Source organism: Streptomyces sp. NPDC046261 (assembly GCF_040646235.1).
Lineage (GTDB): Bacteria > Actinomycetota > Actinomycetes > Streptomycetales > Streptomycetaceae > Streptomyces.
Window position 1 is genome coordinate 264320 of sequence record NZ_JBEYZU010000005.1, and the last position, 26964, is coordinate 291283.

24 protein-coding genes are annotated in these 26964 nt (G+C 71.8%); 12 read left to right on the top strand and 12 right to left on the bottom strand.

The genetic code is table 11. The features are described from left to right. Window position 1 precedes the first annotated feature (1 nt). The 6 genes from ABZ956_RS12590 to ABZ956_RS12615 all read right to left on the bottom strand — a co-directional run bounded on the left by ABZ956_RS12590 (window position 2) and on the right by ABZ956_RS12615 (window position 8011). Complete coding sequence (locus tag ABZ956_RS12590; protein ID WP_361891094.1) at window positions 2-514, bottom strand: MaoC family dehydratase; 513 nt, start codon at window positions 512-514, stop codon at window positions 2-4. A 5-nt stretch (window positions 515-519) separates the two neighbouring features. After that, on the bottom strand, window positions 520-1497 hold the full coding sequence (locus tag ABZ956_RS12595; protein WP_361891097.1) for a CoA ester lyase: 978 nt from the start codon (window positions 1495-1497) through the stop codon (window positions 520-522). Further along, window positions 1494-3506, bottom strand: a complete 2013-nt coding sequence (locus ABZ956_RS12600; RefSeq protein ID WP_361891100.1) for a protein meaA — start codon at window positions 3504-3506, stop codon at window positions 1494-1496. Before ABZ956_RS12600 ends, ABZ956_RS12595 begins: the two co-directional genes overlap by 4 nt. Window positions 3507-3516: 10 nt before the next feature. Next, window positions 3517-4854 carry a crotonyl-CoA carboxylase/reductase gene (gene ccrA / locus ABZ956_RS12605; RefSeq protein WP_361891103.1) on the bottom strand — a complete coding sequence of 446 codons (1338 nt, stop codon included), beginning with the start codon at window positions 4852-4854 and terminating at the stop codon, window positions 3517-3519. Window positions 4855-5220: 366 nt separating this feature from the next. Beyond that, complete coding sequence (locus tag ABZ956_RS12610) at window positions 5221-6081, bottom strand: TetR family transcriptional regulator (RefSeq protein ID WP_361891106.1); 861 nt, start codon at window positions 6079-6081, stop codon at window positions 5221-5223. A gap of 100 nt (window positions 6082-6181) precedes the next feature. After that, window positions 6182-8011 (bottom strand): 3-hydroxybutyryl-CoA dehydrogenase, encoded by a 1830-nt coding sequence (locus ABZ956_RS12615; RefSeq protein ID WP_361891108.1) that lies wholly within the window; start codon window positions 8009-8011, stop codon window positions 6182-6184. A gap of 323 nt (window positions 8012-8334) precedes the next feature. Between ABZ956_RS12615 and ABZ956_RS12620 the strand changes: the two genes are divergently transcribed. Continuing rightward, window positions 8335-8973, top strand: coding sequence for a HEAT repeat domain-containing protein (locus ABZ956_RS12620; RefSeq protein ID WP_361891111.1), 639 nt, complete (start codon window positions 8335-8337; stop codon window positions 8971-8973). Here ABZ956_RS12620 and ABZ956_RS12625 read toward each other — a convergent pair. Further along, window positions 8943-9467 (bottom strand): GNAT family N-acetyltransferase, encoded by a 525-nt coding sequence (locus ABZ956_RS12625; RefSeq protein WP_361891114.1) that lies wholly within the window; start codon window positions 9465-9467, stop codon window positions 8943-8945. The genes ABZ956_RS12620 and ABZ956_RS12625 overlap by 31 nt on opposite strands. 114 nt (window positions 9468-9581) lie before the next feature. Between ABZ956_RS12625 and ABZ956_RS12630 the strand changes: the two genes are divergently transcribed. From ABZ956_RS12630 to ABZ956_RS12665, 8 genes are all read left to right on the top strand, one after another. Further along, window positions 9582-10040: an SRPBCC family protein gene (locus ABZ956_RS12630; RefSeq protein ID WP_361891117.1), complete on the top strand. Its 459-nt coding sequence runs from the start codon at window positions 9582-9584 to the stop codon at window positions 10038-10040. Between the two features lie 256 nt (window positions 10041-10296). Further along, window positions 10297-12636 (top strand): MFS transporter, encoded by a 2340-nt coding sequence (locus tag ABZ956_RS12635; protein WP_361891481.1) that lies wholly within the window; start codon window positions 10297-10299, stop codon window positions 12634-12636. Between the two features lie 146 nt (window positions 12637-12782). After that, entirely contained in the window at window positions 12783-15152 is a 2370-nt protein-coding gene (locus tag ABZ956_RS12640) for a SpoIIE family protein phosphatase (RefSeq protein WP_361891120.1), read from the top strand. Continuing rightward, window positions 15149-15868, top strand: a complete 720-nt coding sequence (locus ABZ956_RS12645) for a class I SAM-dependent methyltransferase (RefSeq protein WP_361891123.1) — start codon at window positions 15149-15151, stop codon at window positions 15866-15868. The genes ABZ956_RS12640 and ABZ956_RS12645 overlap by 4 nt, the downstream gene beginning before the upstream one ends. Window positions 15869-15975: 107 nt before the next feature. Continuing rightward, on the top strand, window positions 15976-16302 hold the full coding sequence (locus ABZ956_RS12650; protein ID WP_361891126.1) for a winged helix-turn-helix domain-containing protein: 327 nt from the start codon (window positions 15976-15978) through the stop codon (window positions 16300-16302). Further along, window positions 16299-16532, top strand: a complete 234-nt coding sequence (locus ABZ956_RS12655; protein ID WP_361891129.1) for a hypothetical protein — start codon at window positions 16299-16301, stop codon at window positions 16530-16532. Before ABZ956_RS12650 ends, ABZ956_RS12655 begins: the two co-directional genes overlap by 4 nt. Before the next feature lie 142 nt (window positions 16533-16674). Next, on the top strand, window positions 16675-16893 hold the full coding sequence (locus ABZ956_RS12660; protein ID WP_361891132.1) for an MbtH family protein: 219 nt from the start codon (window positions 16675-16677) through the stop codon (window positions 16891-16893). A 31-nt stretch (window positions 16894-16924) separates the two neighbouring features. Beyond that, entirely contained in the window at window positions 16925-17824 is a 900-nt protein-coding gene (locus tag ABZ956_RS12665) for a winged helix-turn-helix domain-containing protein (RefSeq protein ID WP_361891135.1), read from the top strand. An 81-nt stretch (window positions 17825-17905) separates the two neighbouring features. Here the strand turns inward: ABZ956_RS12665 and ABZ956_RS12670 are convergent, their stop codons facing one another. The 3 genes from ABZ956_RS12670 to ABZ956_RS12680 are packed head-to-tail and all read right to left on the bottom strand — an operon-like array spanning window position 17906 to window position 21321. Further along, window positions 17906-18421, bottom strand: coding sequence for a flavin reductase family protein (locus tag ABZ956_RS12670; protein ID WP_361891138.1), 516 nt, complete (start codon window positions 18419-18421; stop codon window positions 17906-17908). Next, window positions 18418-19737, bottom strand: coding sequence for a cation:proton antiporter (locus ABZ956_RS12675; RefSeq protein WP_361891141.1), 1320 nt, complete (start codon window positions 19735-19737; stop codon window positions 18418-18420). Before ABZ956_RS12675 ends, ABZ956_RS12670 begins: the two co-directional genes overlap by 4 nt. A 33-nt stretch (window positions 19738-19770) precedes the next feature. Further along, window positions 19771-21321, bottom strand: a complete 1551-nt coding sequence (locus ABZ956_RS12680; protein WP_361891143.1) for a tryptophan halogenase family protein — start codon at window positions 21319-21321, stop codon at window positions 19771-19773. 259 nt (window positions 21322-21580) lie between these two features. On the opposite strand from ABZ956_RS12680, the gene sbnB reads away from it, so the two are divergent. The 3 genes from sbnB (at window position 21581) to ABZ956_RS12695 (ending at window position 24786) form a co-directional block, all read left to right on the top strand. Further along, complete coding sequence (gene sbnB / locus ABZ956_RS12685; protein ID WP_361891146.1) at window positions 21581-22627, top strand: 2,3-diaminopropionate biosynthesis protein SbnB; 1047 nt, start codon at window positions 21581-21583, stop codon at window positions 22625-22627. 188 nt (window positions 22628-22815) lie between these two features. Beyond that, complete coding sequence (locus ABZ956_RS12690; RefSeq protein ID WP_361891149.1) at window positions 22816-23628, top strand: AfsR/SARP family transcriptional regulator; 813 nt, start codon at window positions 22816-22818, stop codon at window positions 23626-23628. Between the two features lie 186 nt (window positions 23629-23814). Beyond that, entirely contained in the window at window positions 23815-24786 is a 972-nt protein-coding gene (locus ABZ956_RS12695) for a LysR family transcriptional regulator (RefSeq protein WP_361891152.1), read from the top strand. Window positions 24787-24803: 17 nt separating this feature from the next. On the opposite strand, the gene ABZ956_RS12700 is transcribed toward ABZ956_RS12695, so the two are convergent. Together ABZ956_RS12700 and ABZ956_RS12705 are read right to left on the bottom strand one after the other, a co-directional pair. Beyond that, on the bottom strand, window positions 24804-26138 hold the full coding sequence (locus tag ABZ956_RS12700) for an FtsX-like permease family protein (protein ID WP_361891156.1): 1335 nt from the start codon (window positions 26136-26138) through the stop codon (window positions 24804-24806). Next, a complete protein-coding gene (locus ABZ956_RS12705) occupies window positions 26138-26926 on the bottom strand; it encodes an ABC transporter ATP-binding protein (protein WP_361891159.1) in 789 nt (262 codons plus the stop codon). Before ABZ956_RS12705 ends, ABZ956_RS12700 begins: the two co-directional genes overlap by 1 nt. Window positions 26927-26964 lie beyond the last annotated feature (38 nt).

Here is a 26964-nt window from a genome sequence, read left to right on the forward strand (position 1 = left end):
CTCACTTCTCCCGGATGATCGGTTCGGGGCGGCCGGGCTGCTCCCCGCCGCGCTCCTTGACGTACGTGGCGGTGGGGACCATCACCTTGCGCCGGAAGGTACAGACGACGGTGCCGTCCTGCTTGTAGCCGATGGTCTCGACGTACACGATCCCGCGGTCGCTCTTCGACTTCGAGGGCGTCTTGTCCAGCACCCGGGTCTCGCCGTAGAGGGTGTCGCCGTGGAAGGTCGGCGCTATGTGCCTCAGCGACTCGACCTCGAGGTTGGCGATCGCCTTGCCCGAGACGTCGGGGACGGACATGCCCAGCAGCAGCGAATAGACGTAATTGCCCACGACGACGTTCTTGCCGAAGTCCGTGGTCTTCCCGGCGTAATGGGCGTCCATGTGCAGTGGGTGGTGATTCATGGTGAGCAGGCAGAAGAGGTGGTCGTCGTATTCGGTGACCGTTTTGCCGGGCCAGTGCTTGTAGACGTCGCCGACGGTGAACTCTTCGTAGGTGCGGCCGAACTGCATGCTGCTCAGGCCTCCGGGATCTCGAAGACGGACTTGCGGACCATTCCCGCCGCGCGGCCCTTGCCGGCGATGACGAGCGCCATCTTGCGGCTGGCCTCGTCGATCATCTCGTCGCCGAGCATCGCCGAGCCCTTCTTGCCGCCCGCCTCGGAGGTGCACCAGTCGTACGCGTCCAGGATCAGCTCGGCGTGGTCGTAGTCCTCCTGGGAGGGGGAGAACACCTCGTTGGCGGCGTCCACCTGGCCGGGGTGCAGCACCCACTTGCCGTCGAAGCCCAGCGCCGCCGCGCGCCCGGCGACCTCCTTGTAGCCGTCCACGTTCCTGATCTGCAGGTACGGGCCGTCGATGGCCTGCAGGTCATGGGCGCGGGCCGCCATCAGGATGCGCATGAGGATGTAGTGGTAGGCGTCCGCCGGGTAGCCGGGCGGCTGCTCGCCGACCACGAGGGACTTCATGTTGATGGAGGCCATGAAGTCGGCCGGGCCGAAGATGATCGTCTCCAGGCGGGGCGACGCGGCGGCGATCCCGTCCACGTTGATCAGGCCCTTGGCGTTCTCGATCTGCGCCTCGATGCCGATGCGGCCGACCTCGAAGCCCATCGTCTTCTCGATCTGCGTCAGCAGCAGGTCCAGGGCGACGATCTGCTGGGCGTCCTGCACCTTGGGCAGCATGATGCAGTCGAGGTTGGGCCCGGCGCCCTCGACGACCGTGACCACGTCGCGGTAGGTCCAGTGCGTGGTCCAGTCGTTGACCCGGACGACCCTGGTCTTGCCCGTCCAGTCGCCGTTGTTCAGCGCGTCGACGATCGTGTGCCGGGCGCCCTCCTTGGCCAGCGGCGCGCAGGCGTCCTCCAGGTCGAGGAAGACCTGGTCGGCGGGGAGGCCCTGGGCCTTCTCCAGGAAGCGCGGGTTGCTGCCGGGCACGGCGAGGCAGGAGCGGCGCGGGCGCAGCCGGTTGACAGGGGCCGGCGCGGGGGTGGTCATGCGGAGACCTCCAGAGGGTCGAGCTGGTTCGCTTTGCGGATCTCGTCGACGATACGGCCGATGATCTCCGTGATCCCGAAGTCCTTCGGGGTGAATACGGCCGCGACCCCGGCCGCCCGCAGGGCGGCGGCGTCGGCGGAGGGGATGATGCCACCGACGATGACCGGCACGTCGTCCGCCCCCGTGCGGCGCAGCCGGGCCAGTACGTCCGGTACGAGCTCGGCGTGCGAGCCCGAGAGGATCGACAGGCCCACGCAGTGGACGTCCTCGGCCACGGCGGCCGAGACGATCTGTTCCGGGGTGAGCCGGATGCCCTGGTAGACCACCTCGAAGCCGGCGTCGCGGGCCCGGACCGCTATCTGCTCGGCGCCGTTGGAGTGCCCGTCGAGGCCGGGCTTGCCGACCAGCAGCCGCAGTTTGCCGCTGCGCAGCTCCTCGGCGGTGCGGGCGACCTTCGCACGGACGGTCGCGAGCGGCGTGCCCGCCTCGGCGGTGACCGCCACGGGGGCGCTGCTGACGCCCGTCGGGGCGCGGAACTCGCCGAAGACGTCGCGCAGGGCCCAGGACCACTCGCCGGTGGTGACCCCGGCGCGTACGCACTCCAGCGTGGCGGCCATCAGGTTGTCGGTGCCCGCCGCGGCCTTCTTCAGGGCCGAGAGGGACTCCTGGGCGCGGCCCTCGTCGCGGTTGTCGCGCCAGGAGTGCAGGGCCGCCACCACGCGGGCCTCATTGGCCGGGTCGACGGTCATGATGGCGGTGTCGAGATCCGCGGTCAGCGGGTTGGGCTCGGTGGACTCGTAGCAGTTGACGCCGACGATCTTCTCCTCGCCGGCCTCGATGCGGGCCCGGCGCTCGGCGTGCGAGGAGACCAGCCGCGACTTGAGGTAGCCGGACTCGACGGCCGCCATCGCGCCGCCCATGCCCTGGATGCGCTCGATCTCCTCCAGGCAGTCGGCGACCAGGGCGGCCACCTTGGCCTCGATGACGTGCGAGCCGGCGAAGATGTCCTCGTACTCCAGCAGGTCGCTCTCGTGGGCGAGGACCTGCTGGATGCGCAGCGACCACTGCTGGTCCCAGGGCCGGGGCAGGCCCAGCGCCTCGTTCCAGGCGGGCAGCTGCACGGCGCGGGCGCGGGCGTCCTTGGACAGGGTGACGGCGAGCATCTCCAGGACGATGCGCTGGACGTTGTTCTCCGGCTGGGCCTCGGTCAGGCCGAGGGAGTTGACCTGGACGCCGTAGCGGAAGCGGCGCTGTTTGGGGTTCTCGATGCCGTAGCGCTCGCGCGTGATGTGTTCCCAGATGCGGCCGAAGGCGCGCATCTTGCACATCTCCTCGATGAAGCGGACGCCCGCGTTGACGAAGAAGGAGATGCGGGCGACGACCTCGCCGAAGCGCTCGGCCGGCACCTGGCCGGAGTCGCGTACCGCGTCGAGCACGGCGATGGCCGTGGACATCGCGTACGAGATCTCCTGCACGGGGGTGGCCCCGGCCTCCTGCAGGTGGTAGCTGCAGATGTTGATCGGGTTCCACTTCGGGATGCGGGCCACCGTGTACGTGATCATGTCGGTGGTCAGCCGCAGAGAGGGCCCCGGCGGGAAGACGTGCGTCCCGCGCGAGAGGTACTCCTTGACGATGTCGTTCTGCGTCGTGCCCTGCAGCTTGGTGACGTCGGCGCCCTGTTCCTCCGCGACCACCTGGTACATCGCCAGCAGCCACATCGCGGTGGCGTTGATGGTCATGGAGGTGTTCATCTGCTCCAGCGGGATGTCCTGGAACAGCCGCCGCATGTCACCGAGATGGGCGACCGGGACCCCGACCCGCCCGACCTCGCCGCGGGCGAGGATGTGGTCGGGGTCGTAACCGGTCTGCGTCGGGAGGTCGAACGCGACCGAGAGGCCCGTCTGTCCCTTGGCGAGGTTGCGCCGGTACAGCTCGTTGGACGCCTCGGCCGTGGAGTGCCCGGCGTAGGTCCGCATCAGCCACGGACGATCCTTCTGACGCTCAGTCATCGCAGGTTTCTCACACGTTCCGGAAGCGGTTGATGGCGTCGATGTGCCGCGCCCGCAGCTCCTCGTCGCGCACGCCCATGCCCTCCTGCGGCGCCAGGCACAGCACGCCGACCTTGCCCTGGTGGAGGTTGCGGTGCACGTCGTACGCCGCCTGGCCGGTGTCGGCCAGGGTGTAGGTCTTCGACAGGGTGGGGTGGATCTTCCCCTTGGCGATCAGGCGGTTGGCCTCCCAGGCCTCGCGGTAGTTGGCGAAGTGGGAGCCGATGATCCGCTTGAGCGACATCCACAGGTAGCGGTTGTCGTACTCGTGCATGTAGCCCGAGGTCGAGGCGCAGGTGGTGATGGTGCCGCCCTTGCGGGTGACGTAGACGCTCGCGCCGAAGGTCTCGCGGCCGGGGTGCTCGAAGACGATGTCGATGTCCTCGCCACCGGTGAATTCGCGGATGCGCTTGCCGAAGCGCTTCCACTCCTTGGGGTCCTGGGTGCGCTCGTCCTTCCAGAACCGGTAGCCCTCGGCGCTGCGGTCGATGATCGCCTCGGCGCCCATCTTCCGGCAGATCTCCGCCTTCTGCTCGCTGGAGACCACACAGATCGGGTTCGCCCCGCCGGCGAGCGCGAACTGCGTGGCGTACGAGCCGAGTCCGCCGCTCGCGCCCCAGATCAGGACGTTGTCGCCCTGCTTCATCCCCGCGCCGTTGCGCGAGACCAGCTGACGGTAGGCGGTGGAGTTGACCAGCCCGGGCGCCGCGGCCTCCTCCCAGCTGAGGTGGGCGGGCTTGGGCATGAGCTGGTTGGACTTCACCAGCGCGATCTCGGCCAGACCGCCGAAGTTGGTCTCGAAGCCCCAGATGCGCTGCTCGGGGTCGAGCATCGTGTCGTTGTGCCCGTCGGCCGACTCCAGCTCCACCGACAGGCAGTGCGCGACGACTTCGTCGCCGGGCCGCCAGGCGTTGACGCCCGGTCCGGTGCGCAGCACGACGCCGGCCAGGTCGGAGCCGATGACGTGGTACGGCAGGTCGTGGCGCTTGCCGAGGGGGGAGAGCTTGCCGTAGCGCTCCAGGAAGGCGAAGGTCGACACGGGCTCGAAGATGGAGGTCCACACCGAGTTGTAGTTCACCGAGCTGGCCATGACGGCCACCAGGGCCTCGCCGGGGCCCAGTTCGGGCACCGGCACCTCCTCGAGGTGCAGCGACTTGCGGGGGTCCTTCTCCCGGCTGGGGAGTCCTGCGAACATCTCCGCTTCGTCCTTGTGCACGGTCACCGCGCGGTAGGACTCGGGAAGGGCCAGCGCGGCGAAGTCCTCGGCGCTGGTGTCGGGCGCGAGTATCGCGTCCAGTATCTGGTTCACGGTTTGCCTCCGGCGAAGCACGTATGGAACGGGCTTGAGGGAACGTCGGGGGTGGTGCAGAGGCGGTGCCGTCGGTTCGGCGGTGGTGCTCGGCTGCGCGGGTGAGCGCGGGGGCCTGGTGACGCAGGCGTCCGGGCGCACGGCGTACGTGTGCGGTACGTAGTGGGGACAGCCGGCACACGACGGTTGTGTCTGCGTGCCGGCCGCCCGGACAACCACAAGGTATGGCACCGCGTGCCACTCGACAAGACACTGGGTGCCAACAATTTCTCTCAGATGTCACCCGGAGGGCACGCATGAGCAACAACGGCCGCCCCGAGGGGCGGCCGTTGTGTCATGTATTGCCTATTGATATCCGCTTATGTCTTAGTTTTTCTTGAGTGCCTTCTCGATGGCGCGCATGACATCACCCAGCGGCGCGTCGGTACGGGCCACCGCCACCAGCACCTCGTCCTCGGTCCGCACCGTCGCCGCCGGGGTGTCCGCGGCGCCCGCCCGGCCGGCGCCGATGCCCGTGCCGAAGGTCTCCCGCACGATGGCGAAGGCGTGGTCCAGCTGGGCCTCCACGTCCCCCTCGCCACCGCTGCGCAGCCAGCGGCGCAGCACGTGGTTGTGCGCGGTGACGACCGCGGAGGCGGCGACCTCGGCCAGCAACGGGTCGTCGTCGCCGACGTGATGGGCGCCCTCGTCGAAGTGGCCCAGCAGATAACGGGTGAACAGCCGCTCGTAGCGGGCCACCGAGGCGATCTCTCGCTCGCGCAGCGCGGGCACCTCGCGGGTCAGCCGGTAGCGCTCGACGGAGACCGCCGGGGAGGCCGCGTACATCCGCATGACCTCCTTGATCCCCCGGCAGACGGTGTCCAGCGGATTCTCGTGCGGCGGCGCGGCGTCCAGGACGCCCGCGGCGCGCACCAGCGTGTCGTCGTGATCGGGGAAGATCGCCTCTTCCTTGGAGCGGAAGTGGCGGAAGAACGTCCGGCGGGCGACCCCGGCCGCCGCGGCGATCTCGTCGACGGTCGTCGCCTCGTAGCCCTTGCGCGCGAACAACTCCATCGCCGCCGCGGCCAGTTTGCGGCGCATCGTGAGCCGTTGCGCGGCGGCACGGCGGGAGCCGGCGCTCTCGGGGGCACTCTCGTGCGGGTCCTTGGCGAGCTTCGGGCCCTTGACTCCCCTGGACTCGGTGGCGGCCCCGCGCGGTGCGCGGGCGGACTTGGCGGGCTGGGACATGTGGGGAACGTAACACGCGTCCGTATGGGTGTGCCGGGGCGGACTTCCCGAGGGTTCGAGCAGTCCGCCCCACCCGACCGCTTGATCGAGCACAGCCCGGTCAGGCCTTCGCGTACTCACGGAAGCCGCGGCCCGTCTTACGCCCCAGGCACCCCGCCGCCACCAGGTGCTCCAGCAGCGGCGCCGGCGCGAGGCCCGGATCGCGGAACTCGCGGTGCAGCACCTTCTCGATGGCCAGGGACACGTCCAGGCCGACGACGTCGAGGAGCTCGAAGGGGCCCATCGGGTAGCCGCCGCCCAGCTTCATCGCCGCGTCGATCTCGTCCAGGGAGGCGTAGTGCTCCTGGACCATCTTGACCGCGTTGTTGAGGTAGGGGAACAGCAGCGCGTTGACGATGAACCCCGCCCGGTCCCCGCAGTCCACCGGGTGCTTGCGCACCTTCGCGCACACCGCTCGCACGGTGGCGTGCACGTCGTCGGCGGTCAGGACCGTACGGACCACCTCGACCAGCTTCATCGCCGGCGCCGGGTTGAAGAAGTGCATGCCGACGACGTCCTGCGGGCGCGAGGTGGCCCGGGCGCAGGCCACGACGGGCAGCGAGGAGGTGGTGGTGGCCAGCACCGCGCCCGGCCTGCACACCTTGTCGAGCGTGGCGAACAGCTGCCGCTTGACCTCCAGATCCTCCGCCACCGCCTCGACGGCCAGGTCCACCGCCGCGAACGCGTCCAGGGAACCGGCCGGGGTCACCGCCGCCAGCGCCGCCTCCGCCTGCCCGGCCGACAGCCTGCCCTTGTCCACCCCACGCGCCAGGGACTTCGCGATCCGCGCCTTGGCCGCCTCCGCCTTCTCCTGCGTGCGCGCCGCGAGCACCACCGCGTAGCCGGCCTTCGCGAAGACCTCGGCGATCCCGCTCGCCATGGTCCCCGACCCCGCGACCCCCACGGACCGCACCTCGCGGACGTCCGCCTCCCGCTCCGCGGGCCGCGGCGTGTGCGCGTCGGGCACGACGACGGCGGAGCCCGCGGCCTCGTACGTGTAGAAGCCGCGCCCGGCCTTGCGGCCGGTCAGCCCGGCGGCGGCCAGCTGGCCGAGGACCGGCGCGGGGGCGTGCAGCCGGTCGTGCGAGGCGGCGTACATCGCCTCCAGGACCGTACGGGCGGTGTCGATGCCGATCAGGTCCAGCAGGGCGAGCGGGCCCATCGGCAGCCCGCAGCCCAGGCGCATCGCCGCGTCGATGTCCTCGCGGCTGGCGTAGCGGGACTCGTACATCGCGGCGGCCTGGTTGAGGTAGCCGAACAGCAGCCCGTCGGCGACGAAGCCGGGCCGGTCGCCCACCGCCACCGGCTCCTTGCCGAGCTCGCGCGCCAGCGCCGTGACCGCGGCGACCGCAGCCGGCGCGGTCAGCACCGAGGAGACGACCTCCACCAGCTTCATCGCCGGCGCGGGGTTGAAGAAGTGCAGGCCCAGCACCCGCTCGGGGCGGGCCGAGTCGGCGGCCAGCCGGGTCACCGACAGCGCGTTGGTGCCGGTCGCCAGAATGGCCGTGGGGCGGACGACGGCGTCCAGGGCGCAGAACACCTCGTGCTTGAGCTCGTAGTGCTCGGGCACGACCTCGATCACCAGATCGGCGTCGGCGGCGGCCTCGAGCTCGCGCGCCGTGCGGAAGCGGGCGAGCGCGGCCCGGCGCTCCGCCTCGGTGATCCGGCCGCGTTCGACCGCGCGGGCGGTGGCGGCCTCCAGCGCGGCACCGGCCCGCAGGGCGGCGGCGTCGCTGATGTCGATGCCGACCACGTCACGGCCCGCCAGGGTGAGGACCTCGGCGAGGCCGGTGCCCATCGTGCCGAGGCCGATCACGGCTATGGTCCTGAGGGGGGCGGGCGATGCCGGGGAGCTGAGAGGGGACGGCTCAGGGGTGGACGTACGGTCCATCGCGAGACTCCAGAGGATGTTCCCCGTACGCAGGGGAGACGGCGGTTGGCGGCGGCCCCGGGCAGGGGGCGGCGACTGAGAGATTCCGCGGACGGGTAAAGGGCGTCCACGGAAGAAGAGTTGTACGACCGGCAGGCCCTGTCCCGGGGCGTGCCGTACTCGGAATGCCGAACCGACGTCAACGCTGTGGCGGCTGCGTCACCAGAACGCCAGAGCGGGAATGCTGCTCTTGCCGGGAGATTAACTCACGGGTAACCAAGAGCGCCAGGGGCGTGCGCGCGACTTACGATGTGGCCCAGGCCACTCGGGGAGGAGAGCGGGAAATGGAAGAGGAATTCCGCGCGCTGCTGAAGCGGGTGCGGGCCGAACTGGTCTCCCCGGCCGAATTCGCGGCGCACGACAAGCTGATCGCGCTCGTACGGTCCGACAGCCGGGCGGCGCGCGACCGGCTCGCCCAGGTCCTCGTCGCCCCCGAACAGCCGCTGTGGGCCCGGGAGATCGCCGCCTTCGCACTGGGCGCCAAGGGCGACCGGCGGGCCTTCGAGACGCTGATCCTCCTCCTCAACTACCGCGAACCCGTGCGCTGCGCCACCGCCGCCCACGTCCTCGCCCGCCTCCGCGACCCCCGCACCGCCCGCGCCGCCGCCGCGCTCGCCACCAACCCGCTGCGCACCGCCTACGCCCTCTACCCCATCCGCCTGCTGACCGAGCTGCGCGCCCCCGAGTCCGTGCCCGCCCTGCTGTCCACCCTCGAGCGGCTGCTGGCGGCCCGCGACCACTGCTGGCCCGTCGCCCGCGCCTGCGTCGAGGGCCTGGGCGTGCTGGGCGACCGGCGCGCCGAGGCCACGCTGGTCGCCGCGCGCGAGCACGAACGGCTGCGGCCGGCCGCCGTGGTGGCCCTGGCCCGGCTGACCGGCCGCGGCGGCGGCGCTCACGGGCTGCGCAGCGGCTCCAGTACGTAACGCACCTCCGGCACGGCGGTGCCGTCCATGTCGTCCGTCCGCTCGGCGCCGTCGCGAATGCAACCGGAACGCTCGTAGAAGCGACGGGCGCGGGCGTTGCCCTTGAGCACCCACAGCATCATGCGCACCTCACCGCGCCGCCGCGCGGCCTCGAGCGCCGCCGCCCACAGGGCGCGGCCGACCCCGGTGCCGATCAGGTCGGGCCGCACGTAGAGCGCGTACAACTCGGCCGTCCCGGGCGGCTGGTCGGGGTCCCGGCACGGCCCGTGGCAGACCCAGCCCACCACGCCGCCCGCTGCCTCCGCCACCGCGTGCGCCGCCGGGTCCCCGCCCGCCGCCCGCCGCACCCGGAAGGCCGCCGCGTTCGCACTCGCGTCCATGGCGTCCAGGTGGCTCCGCGGCACCAGACCGGCGTACGCGTGGCGCCAGCCGGCCACCCGGACCGCCGCCACGGCCTCGATGTCGGCGTCCGCCATCTCCCGTATGTTCACCATGCGCGGAGGCTAACGCCCGGCGCCCAGGATTTGGGCGGTTGTGACGAGGGTGGTTGGCTTTGCCCGCACACGCACAACGGCAAGCACAGCTTTTATCGTCCCGGAGGACTAGCCATGGGCCAGGTCGAGGCCACCACGGAGCGGATCATCGCGGCGGGCGCGGAGGACGTCTTCGACGCCCTCGCGGACTACAGCGGCACCCGCGCCAAGCTGCTGCCCGAGCACTTCAGCGAGTACGAGGTGCGCGAGGGCGGCGACGGCGAGGGCACGCTGGTGCACTGGAAGCTCCAGGCCACCAGCAAGCGCGTCCGCGACTGCCTGCTGGAGGTCTCCGAGCCGTCCACGGGACAGCTGGTGGAGAAGGACCGCAACTCCACCATGGTCACCACCTGGACCGTCACCCCGGCCGGCGAGGGCAGCTCCAAGGTCGTCGTCACCAGCACCTGGACGGGCGCCACCGGCATCGGCGGCTTCTTCGAGCGCGCCTTCGCGCCCAAGGGCCTCGGCCGGATCTACGACGCCGTGCTGGCCCGGCTCGCCGAGGAGACCGAGGGCGGGGCCGGCGCCGCCTGAGCCCCGGGCAGCCCGGGCCGAACCCGGTCCGGGCTCACCGGTTCGAGTGGTTCTCGCCGTGCCGTACCAGTGCGCCGAAACCCCCTCCGACCGGCCGAAAGCCCCTCGTTCGGCGCTCCCACGCAAATCGTCGCGCTTGCTGGCCGTTGTCGCGTAATGCGAGAAATGGGCGGCAGCGCAGGCGCGACGAGGGGAGCGGTACGTGGGCGGGTCCACCTTCGAGACCACCTTGGAGAAGAGCGACAGGACGCTCGCCCTGCCCCCGTCAGCACCGGCGCCCAGCGGCCCTCCACCGCCGCCCGGCCCCGCCAGAGTGCGGCTGGTCTTCACCGCCCTGATGCTCACGCTGCTCCTCGCGGCGCTCGACCAGACCATCGTGGCCACCGCCCTGCCGAAGATCGTGGGCGAACTGCACGGCCTGGACCGGATGTCCTGGGCGGTCACCGCCTACCTGCTGACGTCCACGGTCGTGCTGCCGCTCTACGGCAAGCTGGGCGACCTCTCCGGCCGCAAGGCCGTCTTCATCCTCGCGATCGTCGTCTTCGTCGCCGGCTCCGGACTCGCCGGCTGGGCCCGCACCATGGACCAGCTGATCATCTTCCGCGCGGTCCAGGGCATCGGCGCGGGCGGCCTGCTGATCGGCGTGCAGGCGATCATCGCCGACATCGTGCCGCCCCGCGAACGTGGCCGCTACATGGGCGTCATCAGCGCCGCCTACGGACTCGCCTCCGTCGCCGGGCCGCTGCTCGGCGGATTCTTCACCGACCACGCCGGCTGGCGCTGGTGCTTCTACGTCAACGTCCCCTTCGGCCTCCTCACGCTCGCCGTCGTCGCCTTCGGACTCAAGCTGCCCCGGCCGCCGCGCCGCGCCCGCTTCGACGTCCTGGGCGCCCTGCTGCTCACGGCCTCCTCCACCTGCCTGGTGCTGCTGACCACCTGGGGCGGCACCGAGTACGAGTGGACGTCCCGCACCATCCTCGGGCTCGGCGCGGGAGCGCTCGGCACGGCACTGCTCTTCGCCGTCGTCGAGCACTTCGCCGCAGAACCGATCATCCCACCGCACCTGTTCCGCGACCCGGTCTTCACCGTCACCGCGCTCGTCGGCGCCGTCGTCGGCGTCGCCCTCTTCGGCGCCGCCACCTATCTGCCCACCTTCCTGCAGATGGTCGACGGCGTCGACGCCACCGAGTCCGGAATGCTCATGCTGCCCATGATGGGGGGAATCGTCGCCGCCTCGCTCGTCGCCGGCCACCTCATCAGCCGTACGGGCCATTACAAGCTGCTGCCCATCCTGGGCGGCGCCCTCTCCGCCGAGGGCATGTACCTGCTCTCCCACCTCGACGCCCAGACCGGACGGCTCGTCTACAGCCTCTGGATGGCCATCCTCGGCGTCGGCATCGGCCTCACGCTGCCCGTCCTCGTGCTCGCGGCGCAGAACTCCGTGCGCCCCGCCGACCTGGGCACCGCCACCAGCGCCAACAACTACTTCCGGCAGATCGGCGGCTCGATCGGCGCGGCGGTCTTCGGCACGCTCTTCGCCCACCGCCTCTCCGCCGCCCTGGCCGCCGAACTGCCGCCCCGCGCCGGCCTGCCCGCCCCCGACTCCATCACCCCGCAGCTGGTGCACGCCCTGCCCGCACCGCTGCGGGACGGCTACGTACGGGCCTACGCGGACGCCATGCCGCGGATCTTCCTCTACCTCGTACCGGTGCTCATCGTGGGCTTTTTGCTCGCCTTCCTGCTGAAAGAGAAACCACTGGTGTCCCACAACGCCCCCGAAGCCGCCATTCCGTCCGCGCGCACCGTCCCGCCGGCCGACCCGGCGCCCTTCGTCGCGGGCATCCCCGTGACCGGCGCCGTCCAGCACCACGACGGCAGCACCGTCCCGCGCGCCGCCCTCACCCTCATCGACGTCCAGGGCCGCCAGATCGGCCGCGGCGCCAGCGGCGAGGACGGGCGGTACGCCATCAGCACCCCCGGCACCGGCTCGTACGTCCTGATCGCCGCCGCCGGGGGACACCAGCCGCAGGCCGTCACCGTCACCGTCGGCGAACGGCCCGTCGAACTCGACGTCGTCCTCGGCGGCGCCGGCCGGCTGGCCGGCACCGTCCGCACCGCCGACGGCACCCCGGTCCGCGAGGCCATGGTCACCCTGACCAACGTGCACGGCGAGGTCGTCGCCTCCACCCGCACCGGCCCCGAAGGCGGCTACGTCATCGGCGAATTGATCGCCGGCGAGTACACCCTCGCCTCCAGCGCCCCCGCCTTCCGCCCCGCCGCCCTGCCGGTCACCGTCCAGTCCGCCCGCGAGACCCGCCAGGACATCGAGCTCGCCGGCGGCGCCGTGCTGCGCGGCACGGTCCGGGCAGGCGGCGGCCGGCCCGTGGAGGACGCCCGCGTCAGCCTCCTGGACGCCGCCGGCAACGTCGTGGACTCCACCATCACCGGCGCCGACGGAGCGTTCCGCTTCGTGGACCTCTCGGCCGGCGAGTACACCGTCGTCGCGGCCGGCTACCCGCCCGTCGCCACCGTCCTGCAGGTCGCCGGCGGCGGAAGGACCGAACGGGACCTCCAACTGGGCCATGCGGACCATTGACCTTCCGGGCCCCGCGGGCACGGCGGACGGCGCGATACCCGGAGACAGGACGTATTCCGCTATTGGGCCGCGCCCGGTCCCGCGCGGCCTCTACGGTGGTAGGCGGTGGGGAGATCTTGCGTACGCGTGCGAAGGAGCAACCGCCCATGGACCGTGGCACGTCGGAGCCCGTGCCCGCACAGCGGGAAGCCGTCCCGGGGCGCATCCCCCTCGCGGTGGTCGTGGCGGGCGCCACCGGGCTCGTGACGCACTGGAGCAGCGGCGCCCGCAAGCTCTTCGGGACCGGGCGGGCGGACGCGGTCGGCAGGCCCGTCGCCGACCTCCTGCCCGTCTACGGCGCGTTCCGGGAGCCCGACGATCCCGGCGAACAGGACGCCGCCATTCCGGCGGTGCCCGGTTACGCCCGGGCCGGGCGCGCCCGCGCCGGCGACGGCACGCTCGACATCCTGTGGTGGGCCTACCCCCTGGCCGGTCCCGGCCCCGAGCGGCTGCTCGTCCTGGCCGCCGACGCCACCGCCCTGCCCGGCCTCGCACGGGTGACCCCGGCCTTCGCCCCGCACACCACGTTCCCCGACCCCGACGGCCTCGCCCGCCGCCTCCCCGACATCCTGCCCGGCATGGGACCCGCCGCGAGCGAACGGATCGTCGCCCAGATACTCGAACTCGGCTACCCAACCCTGGAGATCAGCCATCACGAGCAGATCCCCGTCACCCACGACTGGGGCCTGCCCAAGTACGTCGAGCGGCGGGCCCGGCGGCAGCGCGCCGCGGCCGCCGGCGGGCAGGCGGCCCCGGCACCGGACGCGGCGGGCGAGCCGGCCGGGGAGAGCGACCTCGAGTACGCCGCCGTGCGCGAACGCCTGGAGTTCCTCAACGAGGTCAGCGGCGGCATCGGCACCTCCCTGGACCTGGAACGCACCATCCGCGAGGTCACCAGCGCCGCCGTGCCGCGCTTCACCGACTTCGCCGGCACCCACCTGCGCGCCGCCGTCCTCGCCGGGGAGGGCTTCCCCGACGGACCGCCCGACGTCACCACCGTCTGGCACCGCGTCTGGGTCGAACACAACGACGAGCCCGGCCGCTGGGACGACACCGTGCCCGTCGGCGAGGCCATCGCCTTCCCCGAGCACACACCGTTCTTCCAGTGCATGGTCTCCGGCGAACCCGTCCTCATCCCGCGCATCGGCGAGGAACTGGCCAACCGCATCTCCGGCCAGTTCGAGAAGCGGGACCTCCGGCCCCTGATCACCGGCCGCTCGATGCTGGTCGTCCCCCTCAAGGCCCGCAACGTGGTGCTCGGCTTCATGGTCCTCATGCGCCGCGACGGCCGCGAGCCCTTCAACGACATGGACCGCACCACCGGCGCCGAACTCGCCGCCCGCGCCGGGCTCGTCCTCGACAACGCCCGCATGTACACCTACCAGGAGAACGTCGCCGACACCCTCCAGGACAGCATGCTGCCGCAGCTCAGCCCGCGCATGGCGGGCTGCGACACCGCCACCCGCTACCTGCCCGGCACCCGCCTCGGCCGGGTCGGCGGCGACTGGTTCGACACCATCAAGCTGCCCGGTTCCCGCACCGCCCTCGTCGTCGGCGACGTCATGGGCCACGGCCTGAACTCGGCCGCCATGATGGGCCAGCTGCGCACGGCCGTCCAGACCATGGCCGCCCTCGACCTGCCGCCCGGCCAGCTCCTGCGCAACCTCGACGACCTCGCGCAACGCCTCGGCGAGCACTATCTGGCCACCTGCCTGTACGCCGTGTACGACCCCATCCGCTCGGAGCTGTGCATCGCCAACGCCGGGCACATCCCGCCCGTCCTCGTCCGCGCCGAGGACGGCCGCAGCAGCCTGCTGGACCTGCCCACCGGGGCGCCCATAGGGGTCGGCGGCGTGCCCTTCGAGGCGCGGACGGTGCGCGTCGCGCCCGGCGACCGGCTCGTGCTGTGCACCGACGGGCTGGTGGAGGTGCGCGGGCAGGACATCGGCACGGGGCTCGCCGCGCTCTGCGAGTCCGCGGCCCACCCGGCCGCGTCCATGGACGCCGCCTGCGACGCCATCATCCGCGCACTGAACACCGGCGACAGCCGCAAGGACGACGTCGCCCTGCTGGTGGCCCGCCTCAACGGCATTCCGCCCGGGCACGTGGCCCAGTGGAGCCTCCCCGCGCAGGCAGACGAGGTGCCCCGGGCCCGGCGGCTGGTCCGCGACCGGCTGGCCGCCTGGGGCCTGGCGACGGCCGCCCCGGTCGCCGAGCAGCTCGTCGGCGAGGTCGTCGGCAACGCCGTGCGCCACGCCGAGACCCGGCAGGTGGGCCTGCGCCTGGTCCGTACCGACGTGCTGCTGTGCGAGGTCACTGATGACGACCACACCCTGCCGGGGCTGCTCGCCGTGGCCCCGGACGAGGAGTACGGACGCGGCCTGCGGGTAGTCAGTGCCCTGGCGCGCGAGTGGGGCGCCAGCCATACGGGACGGGGGAAGACGGTGTGGTTCGAGCAGAGCCTGGTGCGCCCATGAGCGTGACGGACCGGTATCTGACCGCCTGGGAGGGCTTCTGGAGCGAGACCTCCGACGAACAGGGCGACGCCATCTGGGACTCCGACCCCTGCCTGAGCGCCGCACTCCACCTGGACCTCCTCGCCCCCTACGCGGACCGCGCCCTGCCGGTCGTCGACCTCGGCTGCGGCAACGGCACCCAGACCCGCTTCCTGGCCGGCCACTTCGCGCGCGCGGTCGGGGTGGACCTGTCCCGGGCGGCGGTGGAGCACGCACGGCGGGCCGACCCGCAGGCGCTCGCCGAGTACGCACGGCTGGACCTGGTGGACGCGGCCGCGGTCGGCGCCCTGCACGAGCGGCTGGGCGACAGCAACGTCTATCTCCGGGCGGTGATCCATCAAAGCGATCCCCAGGACCGGGCGCCGGTCGCGCGGGCCGTGGCGCGGCTCGCCGGCCACCGGGGGCGGGCCTTCGTGGTCGAGCTGAGGGAGGCGGCCAGGGACGTGCTGGCCGAGGTCGTCCAGGGGCCGGGCGGCCCGCCCGACAAGCTGCGGCGCGTCCTGACGCACGGTCTGCGGCCCGCCGTGGCGGCCGACGGTGAGGTGTCCGCCCTGCTGCGCTCGGCCGGGCTGGAGATCTACGCCGAGGGGCGCACGGAACTGGCCATGACCGCCTTCCACCCCGACGGCCGGCGGATCGACCTGCCCGCCCAGTGGTTCGTGGCCGGCCGCCCCTGACGCCCGGGGCGGGGCCGCCACCGGCCGGGCGGAGATCGTTTGACAGCCGTCCGCGTGGTGGGAAACAGTCTCGTCCAACAGTTTCCCCGTAATGCCAGAGGTGGGCCATGACCAGCGAGGAGCTCCTGGCCGTGCTCGCCGCCGTGGGTCACGCCCAACGCCTGAGGATCATCGCCGAGCTCGCCGAGGGCCGGATGTACGTCAGCGAACTCGCCCGCCGCCTGGGGGTCTCCCGGCCCCTGCTGTACATGCACATCGAACGTCTGGAGAAGGCCGGCCTGGTCGTCGGCAACCTCGAGCTCTCCGAGGACGGCAAGGCGCTGAAGTACTTCGAACTCGCGCCCTTCGACCTGCGCCTGACCGTGGACACGATCCTCGCGGCCCTGCGGGAGGACGGCCGGGATCCGAACGACGTGAAGGGAAAACGCACATGACCGGCGCCCTCATAGCCATCACCATCGTCCTGATCCTCGTCGGCGGCATCACGGCGAGCGTGATCGCCTATTTCCGGCTGCAACGCCACCGCGCGGACGCCGTGGCCATGGCCCACTACCGCGAGCTCGCCGAGGAATCGGTCGCCCACCAGGACGCCCTGCGCATCCGGCTGGCGGAGCTCGACGCCCGCCTCAAGGCCGTCGAGAGCCTGCTGCGCAGCGTCGAGTGACGGCACGGCCGCCCGCATCAGAGGACGGTCAGCGCCGTGTCAGTGGATCACGGGAGCATGACGGGGCGGGCCCAGGTTCCTGCCACCCCACGCGGAACGCCCGGGGCCCGTACCGTAGCCGACCCGGACCTGGAGCCGCGACGTGCCGAATCCCTTTGATGACCAGGATGCGACGTTCCTCGTGCTGGTGAACGACGAAGGCCAGCACTCCCTGTGGCCCGCCTTCGCCCCCCGGCCGGACGGCTGGACGGTGGCCCTCGACGCGAGCCCGCGCGAGGAGGCGGTGGCCTACGTCGAGGCCAACTGGACGGACATGCGCCCGCGCAGCCTGCGCGAGGCCACCGGCTCCCGGGCCTCCTGAACTTCCGTGCGGGACAACGGGGGGTATCACCATGCAGACCATCCACTTCACCGCGGGCGACCTGGCCCGGACCCGGCTGAGAACCACGATGGGCCCGCTCGTCGAGACCGCGTTCGCCTGCGGTCTGCTGGCCCGCGGCGTCAAAGCGCCGTACGCGCGATGGCGCAGACAGGTCGCGGGGCGGCTGCCCCGCCGGCCGGCGCTGCCCCCGCGAGCCGCCGCCCGTGACCTGGACGCCCTGCTCCGCCAGGCCCTGCAGTACGGGGCCGACGACGGCGGCACGGCACGGGGTGCGGCGCCGGCACCGCCGCGCGGCTCCTCGTGCCTGCCGGAGGTCTGGCGGGCGGCCGTGGCTCCGTACTGGGAGCAGCTGCTCGCCTACCTGGGAGCGGAGTGCGAGGCGCGCGGCAGGATCGTGATGGCCGGCGGGGTGGAGCAGCTGCTGACCACCCTGCATCCCAGGATCACCTGGCGGTCGCCGGTGCTCGAGATCCCCGGCGGCCCCGACGAGGAGGTCTTCCTCGAGGGGCGGGGCCTGGTGCTCACCCCCTCGGTCTTCCTCCATCACCGGCCGGGCCTGCTGACCGGGCCGCCGGACGACAGCGGCCAGGTGGTGCTGGTGTTCGCGGCGCCGCCGTCCGCCGAGGCGGCGGCGGGCCTGTGGGAGGAGCCCGACGGCAGCGCGCAGTCGCTCGGGGCTCTGGTGGGCCAGACGAGGGCCGCCGCCCTGCAGACGCTGCGGGCCACCTGCACGACCAGCCAGCTGGCCGACCGGCTCGGCATCTCCGCGGCCGGCGCCAGCCAGCACACGGCGGTGCTGCGGCAGACGGGCCTGATCACCACCCGTCGCATCCGCAACACCGTGCTGCACACCGTGACACCGCTGGGCGTTGCCCTGCTCGACGGCGGGCCCGTGCGGCATGCCGTATAGGCGGCGCCGCGCGGGAAGCGGTAGGGCCACGGCGGTCCGGACCCGGAAGCGGGACCGGACCGCCGTGGCATGGGCGCGCCGTCACGTCCCGGACCAGCCGCGGAACTGGCGCAGGCCGTAGAGGAGGGGCGGATGGACGTGCTGCCGCACGATCCGGCGGGTCTCGCCGAACACCGTGACGTGGTCGCCGACCTTCTGGATCAGCACCACGTCGCAGTCGGCGACGGTGTGCGCGTCCTCCACCAGGTGCGGTCCGGCCGCGTCCGGGCTCTGCTCCCACGGCAGCAGCCGGAAGCGGTGCGGATTGCCGGAGGCGAACAGCTCGGCCGCCCCCTGGGCCCCCTCGTGCAGCAGATTCACCGCGAACGTACCGCGTTTGACGACCGCCTCCAGCGTGGGGCTGCCGTCGCGCAGGCAGACCAGCAGGGTCGGAGGTTCGAGCGAGACGCTGCACACCGAGGAGCACGTCATGCCGCGCGGTGCCCCTTCGTGATCGGTGGTGGTGACCACGCAGACGCCCGTGGGGAAGCCGCTCATCATCGTCCGGAAGCCGTCCGGTGTCGCCTCTGAGGCCGCTTGTACGGCGGGGTCAATCATCGCGTACTGCCTTCTGTCTCTGCGGGAACCGCCTCGGTCCCGTGATGGATCGGCGTGGGGGGCTGGTCGGGGAGTCCTTCGCGGAGGTCCGCGCGGTCGAGCAGGTTCAGCAGGGGGCCGGTCATGGCAGTGGTGGTCAGGGCCATCACCAGCAGGGCCAGGACCATGGGCGCCGCGAGGATGCCGGCGCTGTAACCGGCCTGGAGCACGATCAGTTCGGTCAGGCCGCGGGTGTTCGTCAGCACGCCGATCCGGCGTGCGGTGGCGGGCGGCTGGCCGCCCCACCGCGCCCCGAGGTAGCCGCCCAGGCCCTTGCCGGCGCAGCCGAGCACGACGGCCGAGACGATCAGCGTCCAGGAGACGGTGGAGGACGCGTCGGCCAGCACGGTGATGCCGGTGACGACGAAGAAGGCGGGCACCAGGGCGCGGCCCGTGCGGGTGACCATGTGCACCGGGCGTGCCCAGGGGGCCCGTTCGTCGCCCGGGACGGACAGTCCGACCAGGGCGGCGCCGAGGATGGCGGTCATGCCGAGGTGCTCCATGGCCAGCGCCACGGCGAGGGCCGCCGCGCCGAGCAGGACGGCCATGGTCCGGGGCACTCGTGCGCAGACCCGGCGCGCTCCCCGGGTGCGCAGCCCGTACCGGATGGCGAGCGCGCACACGACGCCGGCGGCGAGTGCCCGGGCGGCGTGCAGGGTGCCGGTGAGGTCGCCGGCGCCCAGGCTGATCGCGACCGTGAGCAGCAGCCAGCCGACCGAGTCGATGACGATGGCGGAGGCCAGGGCCAGCTGTCCGGCCGTCGACTCGCCCATGCCGCGGTCCGCGAGGATCCGGGCCATCACCGGCACCGCGGTGATGGACATGGAGACCGCGACCATCAGCAGGAAGGCGGGCAGCGGGGCGGTGCCGCGCGCCGCCGTGTCCCCGGAGAGCAGGACCCAGCCGGCCAGCAGGACGCCGGTGAGCAGGGGCGGGAACAGCGACCCCGCCGCGAGGCGGGCGGTGGCGCGGCGCGGGGGCCGGCCGGGGCCGGCCCGGAGCTTGTGGGCGAGGCCGACCAGGAAGAGCACCAGGCCGGCCTGGGCGGTCAGTTTGAGCAGGTCGAAGACGGGGCCCGGCAGTACGGCGTCGAAGGCCCGCCTGCCGAGCAGGGCGATGGCGGCGGGCCCGGCCAGCAGGCCCGCCGCGATCTCCCCGATGACCTCCGGCTGGCGCAGCCACCGGGCGGCTCCCCTTCCCGCACACGCGATCAGCAGGACCGCGGTCAGGGCCGCCGCCCCGTGCACCAGGCGCGGCAGGAGGTGGAGTGCGTCCATGGCGAGGGGTCCTTTCCCGGCCTGCCGGCCCGGTCAGCGCATGCCGGTGAAGTAGTCGTAGGCCCTGGGGAGCACCTCGGTCAGGCGCTGGGTCTTCTCGCGGATCTGCTCGAATTCCCGGTGCGCGGCACCGCTGTCGGCGAGGGCGAGCGCGGGGGAGGGCTTGAGGTCGATTCCGCCCATGCCCAGGAGAATGCACATGTACGAGTACGGCGGCAGGCCGTGGTAGTAGGGGAAGACCGTCTCGGAGTCCGGGAGTTGCGTCTTCCATTTCTCGATGCGGGCGGCGAGCGCATCGGGGATCTTCCGGGTCTTGGTGTCGCGCCAGTACTGGGTGTCCGAGCGCTTCGCCGCGACGTAGTGCAGGACCAGGAATTCCCGGACGCCGTCCATGACATGGGAGATGGCGTCGTTGTAGAGATCGCGGTGGGTGGGATTCCAGTCCGCTCCGGGAAAGTTCTTGACGAGTTGCTCGATGGCGTGGTGGATGAAGAAGATGCCGGTCGACTCCAGGGGCTCCACGAATCCGCTGGAGAGGCCGATGGCCACGCAGTTCTTGACCCAGGAATTCTCGCTGCGGCCGATGCGCATCCGGATGTGATTGGCCTCGGCGTCCGCCGCGGCGGGGCCGACGAATTCCCGCAGGGTGCGCTCGGCGTCCTCGGGGGAGAGGTAGTCCCTGGCGTAGACGTAGCCGGTGCCGACCCGGCCCGTCAGGGGGATCGTCCAGATCCAGCCCGCGTCCTGGGCGGTGGCCGTGGTGCACGGCAGGATGCCGCGGCGCTCCATGTCCATCGGCACCTGGAGGGCGACCGCGCTGTCGTTGGGCAGAGTGTCCTGGTAGGAGAGGAACGGTACGTCCAGGGCCTTGTTCAGCAGCAGCCCGCGGAAGCCGGTGCAGTCGATGAACAGGTCGCCGGTGAGGTCGCCGTGCTCGGCGGTGCGCAGCGAGGCGATCCAGCCGCGCTCGTCAAGCCGCACGTCCCGCACGTCGTCGACGATGTGCTTGACGCCGCGCTCCACCGCGTACGTCGTCAGGTACTTGGCCAGCAGCGCGGCCTCGAACTGGTAGGCGTAGGGGAACTGCGTCTTGCCCTGGTGCTCGGACATCGTCAGGCCCTGCATCTCGTCCGCGCCCTCGTCGAAGGGCTGGTCGATGAGGGTGCCGTCGCGGTGCCGGGGGCTGAGGCCGGCGTCGATGACGGAGGCCATCACGAAGCAGTCCTTGTCGAACCGGTCCGTGGGCCGTTCCTTGAGCCACCAGTCCGTCAGCGGGAAGCCGTTGACCGACCGCATCTGCTCGAAGGGGTGGTAGAAGTAGTGGCCCCGCTCCCGCCAGTTCTCGAAGCGGACGGCCAGTTTGTACGTGGCGTTGCAGGCCGGCATCCAGTCCTTCTCCTTGAGCCCGAGGAACTCGAAGAAGTGCCGGATGTCGCTGAAGGTGGCCTCGCCGACGCCGACCGTGCTGATGTTGCCGGATTCGACGAGGGTGATGTCTATGCGGTCCCCGAACGCGGCCTTGAAATACGAGGCCGTCATCCATCCCGCTGTTCCGCCGCCCACGATCACAACTCTGTTGAGCACTGGTGACTCCTGTTCGGTCGTCCACGAGTTCCGGTACCGGAAAAGGCCGGATCGGCCGGGCACCGGTGGTTGCCACCCGAAGGGAAGGGTCGTTGTGGGGTGGCGCCACCGAACAACGACCCTAGGCCGGGCGGGAAGGGCCTACCAGGTCATTAAGGGACGGGCGAAAAACGCTGGTGGGACAGAACACCGCGGCCGTGGGGGCGTTCGGAGGACGGGTTGTCAGTATCGTGTCAGTGCGTGTCGGCAGCATTACCGCATGACACAGCAAGCACAGGTTCCGCCGTTCGCGGTGATTCCCGGCGCCCAGGTGCATCGCGTTCTGTCCGGCCATGAGAGGCGCACCACCGAACTGGTGGAAGCGACCTACCGCGTCCACGGCGAGGGCGACACGGTCAACCCGCCGTCGTACTTCCTGCGGTTCCCGGACCGCCCGGCCTCGCGCATCATCGCCCTGCCCGCCTCGCTCGGCGGCGCCACCCGGGTCGACGGGCTGAAGTGGATCTCCAGCTTCCCGCAGAACGTGGCCGCGGGCATTCCCCGGGCCTCCGCGGTCCTGATCCTCAACGACCACGACACGGGCTATCCGATCGCCTGCCTGGAGAGCTCCATCATCAGCGCGGCCCGCACCGCGGCCTCGGCCGCGCTGGCGGCCGACTGGCTCTCCCGCGGCCGCACCCGGCCCCGCCGGGTCGGCTTCTTCGGCACCGGGCTCATCGCCCGCCACATCCTCACCTATCTGCTCGGCACCGGCTGGGAGTTCGACGAGGTCGGCGTGCATGACGTGTCGGCCGAGTACGCCGCCGGCTTCCGCGCCTGTGCGACGGCCTCGGCGTCAGGGGCGCCGGTCACGGTGTACGACCGGGCCGAGGACCTCGTCCGCGCCAGCGACCTGGTGGTCTTCGCGACCACGGCGGCGGCTCCCCATGTGAGCGACGCCGGCTGGTTCGCGCACCGGCCGGTGGTCCTGAACGTCTCGCTGCGCGACCTGGCCCCCGAGGTCCTGCTCGCCTCGGCGAACGTCCTCGACGACGTCGAGCACTGCCTGAAGGCCGACACCTCCCCGCACCTGACCGAACGGCTCACCGGCGGACGGGACTTCATCGACGGCACCCTCCACGAGGTGATGACCGGGCAGGTGGAGATCCCGGCGGACCGGCCGGTGGTGTTCTCGCCCTTCGGCCTGGGGGTACTCGACCTGGCCGTCGGCAAGTTCGTCTACGACCAGGTGCGCGCCGCCGGTGAACTCGCCGTGGTGGAGGGCTTCTTCCACGAGGTGGACCGCTACGGGCCGTTGCCAGGCTAGGCCACCACCTGTACTCTTTTTCTTACACGTGATGGACGGGCCTATAAGCGGGCGCCGGACCGGAACCCCCGCCGGTCCGGCGCCGTTCCCCGCGGGCCTCATACCAATCGGCTGTGCCCGCTCGCCCCAGGTGGTATTTCCCCGGACGAGTGGGCTTTGGGCAGAGTTTGCCGGGACAGCTTGCTGGTATGGGGGTACTCGCTGTGGAGATCAACGTTCTCGGTTCACTGTTCCTGTCGCACGAAAACAAGCAGTACATGATGGCGTCGAAGCGGGCGAGCGTCGTCCTGTCGCTTCTCGCGCTGTCTCCCGGGGTGCCGATCGCCTTCGACCAGCTGGTGGACGAACTCTGGGCCGAGCAGCGCATGGTGAATCCCCGGAACGCTCTGCAGGCCAATATCGGCCGGTTGCGCAAGCTGTTGGAATCGGTCGCCGGGGAAAAGGGGAGCGATCTCCTCCGAACCGTCAACAGCGGATATCTCCTCGACGTTCCGGCGAACGCGGTGGACGCGCACCGCTTTCTCGCGCTCGCCGACACCGGCGCCGATCTCGTGCGCCGCGACCCGGCCGGGGCCATCGTCGCCCTGGAGGCGGCCCTCGGGCTGTGGCGCGGGCCGGCGCTGATGGACGCCTGCGACGGCCTGCGGTGCCGCATCCAGGCCGCCCACCTGGAGGAACGCCGGATCACCGCCTATGAGGACCTGACCGCGGCCAAGCTGGCCGTGGACGCCGCGCGCGTCTCGGTCTCCGAGCTCAGACAGCTGGCCGCCGAGCATTCCGAACGGGAGCGGCTGAGCGAGCTGTTGATGCTGGCGCTGTACCGCGACGGCCGGCAGACCGAGGCCCTGGAGGTCTTCCACGGCGCCCGCCGGCGCCTGGCCGGCGACCTCGGGCTGGAGCCCGGCCGCGCCCTGCACCGGGCCTACCAGGCGATACTGCAGCACGACGACACCCTCGGCGAGCCGCGCCGGGCCCTGGTCCCGGCCGGCCGGGCATCCTGATACACCGCCTTCCCAGGAGATTTCCGGATGTATCCGGAAAGCATCCTGAAGTTCGCCAATTCCCTTATGAATTCGCCGCAGCAGGGCTGTGGACGGACCCTGGGCCTCCTGTTAGCGTGTTGGTTCCCTCGGCCTTTTTGCGCCGGGGGAACATGCCAGGAAGCGCTGGTTGCGGGCGGGGGATGTGTGAACGTCGAGTTGCGGCATGCCAGAATCGTTACCGTCATAGATCGAGTAGGCAGTATTTCCAAGGCTGCAGCAGAGCTTCATCTCCCGCAATCGAGTCTCACCGCACAATTACGCAGAATAGAAAAAGCGGTCGGCGGTGATCTCTTCATACGCTCCCATTCGGGGGTCGTGCCCACGGCCCTGGGTGAGCGCCTGCTCCCCATGCTGGCCGAACTCGTCCACCACGCCGACATGGTGATCGCCGAAGCGGCCGCCTACGCGTCGGACGTATTCCGGTTCGGCAACGCCGAGTGGACGCCGCCGTCCCTGCACAGCGCGCTGCAGTCCGCGCTGCCCGTCGCGGAGGTGCAGACCGAGACCCTCAGCCCCTGTGCGGCCGTCGAGGCGGTGCGCCGGGGCGTGCTCAACGCGGCGCTGGTGCCCAGCATGGCGCTCGTCGCCCCCGCCGACGTCCCCGAACTCGCCCTGAGTTCCACGGTGATCGTCCGCGAGCCGATCTGGCTGGCGCTGGCCCCCGGCCACCCCCTGCTGGCACGTGACTGGGTGGACACCACCCACCTCGCGACGCTCAACTGGGTCTGCTACACCCGCGATCACTGGTTCCATCCCATCGAGAAGCACCTCTTCGCCAAGTTCGACCAGACCGACCCCGAGGTGCTGCATTACGTCGACGGTCACCACGAGGCCATGAACTGGGTGCGGGACGCGGCCGCGGCGGCGCTGACGACGCCCACCGGCGCCACCCGCGAGGTGTCCCTGGTGCCGATCTCCGGCACCGAGAGCACCGAGATGCTGCTGGTGTGGCGCAGCGACGCCGTCTCGCGGGAGAACCAGCGCCGGCTCGTGAGGGCGGTGCGCCGGTACTACTGCGAGTACGCCCGCACCATCGCCCGCTACTGGGCATGGATCGTCGCCCACCCCCAGGACTTCGCGGAGTTGCGGCACTTCCTGTCCGTGGCCGTCCCTTAGCGCCGGCCGGGCCGGCCTCAGAAGACGCGGACGGCGTCGGCCGGGCGGGCCCGCAGCGCGTACCGCGTCGGCAGCAGGGTGGCCGCCATGGTCAGGGTGCCCACGAACCCGATTACGGCGAGGTAGATCCACACCGGTCCGTGGGGCAGGTAGGAGCCGTCGAGGGCGAGGGTGAAGGGCGTCAGCGTGGCGAGCGCCACGCCGGTGCCCAGGATGACGCCGATGAGGGCGACCAGGAGCGACTCCACGGCCATCATGCCCATGATCTGGCCCGTGCCGGCGCCGACGAGGCGCTGCAGGGCGAACTCCCGGCGCCGCTCGGCGGCGGCGACGATCAAGGTGTTGACCAGGGAGATCACCGCGTAGCCGATGATGGTCCCGGCGAGCATGTAGTTCACCCAGGCGCCGACCCCGTCCCCGCCCGAGCCCTGCGAGGTCTGCAGATAGATCAGGGCGGTGGCCAGCCCCGTCGCCAGCATCACCGGGGTGACCGCGCCGGCCACCTGGACGCGGCGGGCGCGGGCGTTGTCCATGGCGAGCCGGCCCGCGAGACCGGCGGCGCGCAGCGGCCCGCGCAGGACGGCGGTGAGCACCCGGGTCAGGCCGGGGGCGATCAGGGCGACCCCGCCGGCCCACAGCATGGCCGAGGGGCCGGCGGTGCTGGCGGCGACGTCGGCGGGCATCACGGTCGCGGTGACGACGGCCAGCGCCGTGCCGCCGCCGAGGCACAGCAGGGCGAAGACCAGCCGCGGGGCGCTGAGCCAGCGGCCGGGCAGCAGGGATTCGGCCAGGGCGTCGGCGGGGCGGGTCAGCGCGGCGCGCCGCGAGGCGATGAAGGCGGCGGCCACCGCCGACAGCAGCGAGGTGCCGGCCGCGGCGGCCATGGGGATCCAGCCGGCGCGGTAGGCGGTGCCCGGTGCGATGACGCCGCTGCCGGCGATCTGCCCGAGCATCCAGCGCCCGGCGTAGTGGCCGGGCGGCAGGGCGAGGGCGAGCGCGCCGGCGGAGACCACCAGGGCTTCCCCCACGATCATGCGGCGGATCTGGCCGGGCAGGCACCCGATGGCGCGCAGCAGCGCCATCTCGCGCAGTCGCTGGTGGACGAGCACGGCGAGGGTGGAGCCCACCACGAACACCGCGACCATGACGGCGATCCCGCCGAAGACGGCGGACAGCGAGATCAGCCGGCCGGCGGTCTCCTCGCCCTCGGGGGAGGAGACCGGGGTGCGGATGCCGGTCTCCATCAGGCCACCGCAGGCCGTCAGGATCAGGGCGCCGAAGAACAGGGCGATGAAGGAGGCGAGGAAGCCGCCCATGCGGAACTTCAGGGTTTGCAGCGCGAGGCCGAACATCACAGCGCCCTTCCGGCATAGGGGGCGTCGAGGTCTCCCCAGGCGCCCAGGTGCGTCATGCGCTCGGCGATGGTGTCGGCGCCGGCGCCGCGCAGCTCGTCGACGATCCGGCCGTCGGCGAGGAAGACGACCCGGTCGGCGTGCGCGGCGGCCACGGGGTCGTGGGTGACGATGACGGCGGTCTGTCCGCCGCTGTGTACGCATCCGCGCAGCAGCCGCAGCACCTCCAGGGCCGTACGGGTGTCCAGCGCGCCGGTCGGCTCGTCGCCGAAGATCACCGCGGGCCGGGTGATCAGGGCGCGGGCGATCGCGACGCGCTGCTGCTGGCCGCCGGACAGCTCGCCGGGGCGGTGGCCGCTGCGCGAGCCGAGGCCCACCTGTTCCAGGACCCGCTCGACGCTGCCGCGTGCGGGCTTGCGCCCGGCCAGCCGCAGCGGCAGGGCGACGTTGTCGGCGACGGTGAGCGCGGGCAGCAGGTTGAAGGCCTGGAAGACGAAGCCGACGCGCTCCCGGCGGAGCCGGGTGAGCTTCTTCTCGTCGAGTCCGGTCAGCTCCAGGCCGTCCAGGGTGACCGAGCCCGAGGTGGGCCGGTCCAGCCCCGCGGCGCACTGCAGCAGTGTGGACTTGCCGGAGCCGGAGGGGCCCATCACGGCGGTGAAGGTGCCGCGGCGGAAGCCGATGGAGACGTCGTCGAGGGCGAGCACCCGGTTGTGCTCGTTGCCGTACGCCCGGCGGACGTCGCTCAGCCGGACGACGTCGTCCATGCCGTGCACGGTTGCGGTCATCATGCGTTCAGCTCCCTGAAGGCTGTCGGGGTACCCGGCGG

What these genes read in the sequence shown, in the direction of transcription:
- ABZ956_RS12700 (WP_361891156.1), bottom strand. Translation starts at nt 26,138, where the DNA reads ATGTTCGGCCTCGCGCTGCAAACCCTGAAGTTCCGCATGGGCGGCTTC.
- ABZ956_RS12665 (WP_361891135.1), top strand. Translation starts at nt 16,925, where the DNA reads ATGCAGACCATCCACTTCACCGCGGGCGACCTGGCCCGGACCCGGCTG.
- ABZ956_RS12620 (WP_361891111.1), top strand. Translation starts at nt 8,335, where the DNA reads ATGGAAGAGGAATTCCGCGCGCTGCTGAAGCGGGTGCGGGCCGAACTG.
- ABZ956_RS12600 (WP_361891100.1), bottom strand. Translation starts at nt 3,506, where the DNA reads ATGACTGAGCGTCAGAAGGATCGTCCGTGGCTGATGCGGACCTACGCC.
- ABZ956_RS12630 (WP_361891117.1), top strand. Translation starts at nt 9,582, where the DNA reads ATGGGCCAGGTCGAGGCCACCACGGAGCGGATCATCGCGGCGGGCGCG.
- ABZ956_RS12595 (WP_361891097.1), bottom strand. Translation starts at nt 1,497, where the DNA reads ATGACCACCCCCGCGCCGGCCCCTGTCAACCGGCTGCGCCCGCGCCGC.
- sbnB (WP_361891146.1), top strand. Translation starts at nt 21,581, where the DNA reads ATGACACAGCAAGCACAGGTTCCGCCGTTCGCGGTGATTCCCGGCGCC.
- ABZ956_RS12650 (WP_361891126.1), top strand. Translation starts at nt 15,976, where the DNA reads ATGACCAGCGAGGAGCTCCTGGCCGTGCTCGCCGCCGTGGGTCACGCC.
- ABZ956_RS12690 (WP_361891149.1), top strand. Translation starts at nt 22,816, where the DNA reads ATGGGGGTACTCGCTGTGGAGATCAACGTTCTCGGTTCACTGTTCCTG.
- ABZ956_RS12625 (WP_361891114.1), bottom strand. Translation starts at nt 9,467, where the DNA reads ATGGTGAACATACGGGAGATGGCGGACGCCGACATCGAGGCCGTGGCG.
- ABZ956_RS12615 (WP_361891108.1), bottom strand. Translation starts at nt 8,011, where the DNA reads ATGGACCGTACGTCCACCCCTGAGCCGTCCCCTCTCAGCTCCCCGGCA.
- ABZ956_RS12670 (WP_361891138.1), bottom strand. Translation starts at nt 18,421, where the DNA reads ATGATTGACCCCGCCGTACAAGCGGCCTCAGAGGCGACACCGGACGGC.
- ABZ956_RS12645 (WP_361891123.1), top strand. Translation starts at nt 15,149, where the DNA reads ATGAGCGTGACGGACCGGTATCTGACCGCCTGGGAGGGCTTCTGGAGC.
- ABZ956_RS12655 (WP_361891129.1), top strand. Translation starts at nt 16,299, where the DNA reads ATGACCGGCGCCCTCATAGCCATCACCATCGTCCTGATCCTCGTCGGC.
- ABZ956_RS12675 (WP_361891141.1), bottom strand. Translation starts at nt 19,737, where the DNA reads ATGGACGCACTCCACCTCCTGCCGCGCCTGGTGCACGGGGCGGCGGCC.
- ABZ956_RS12610 (WP_361891106.1), bottom strand. Translation starts at nt 6,081, where the DNA reads ATGTCCCAGCCCGCCAAGTCCGCCCGCGCACCGCGCGGGGCCGCCACC.
- ABZ956_RS12640 (WP_361891120.1), top strand. Translation starts at nt 12,783, where the DNA reads ATGGACCGTGGCACGTCGGAGCCCGTGCCCGCACAGCGGGAAGCCGTC.
- ABZ956_RS12590 (WP_361891094.1), bottom strand. Translation starts at nt 514, where the DNA reads ATGCAGTTCGGCCGCACCTACGAAGAGTTCACCGTCGGCGACGTCTAC.
- ABZ956_RS12705 (WP_361891159.1), bottom strand. Translation starts at nt 26,926, where the DNA reads ATGATGACCGCAACCGTGCACGGCATGGACGACGTCGTCCGGCTGAGC.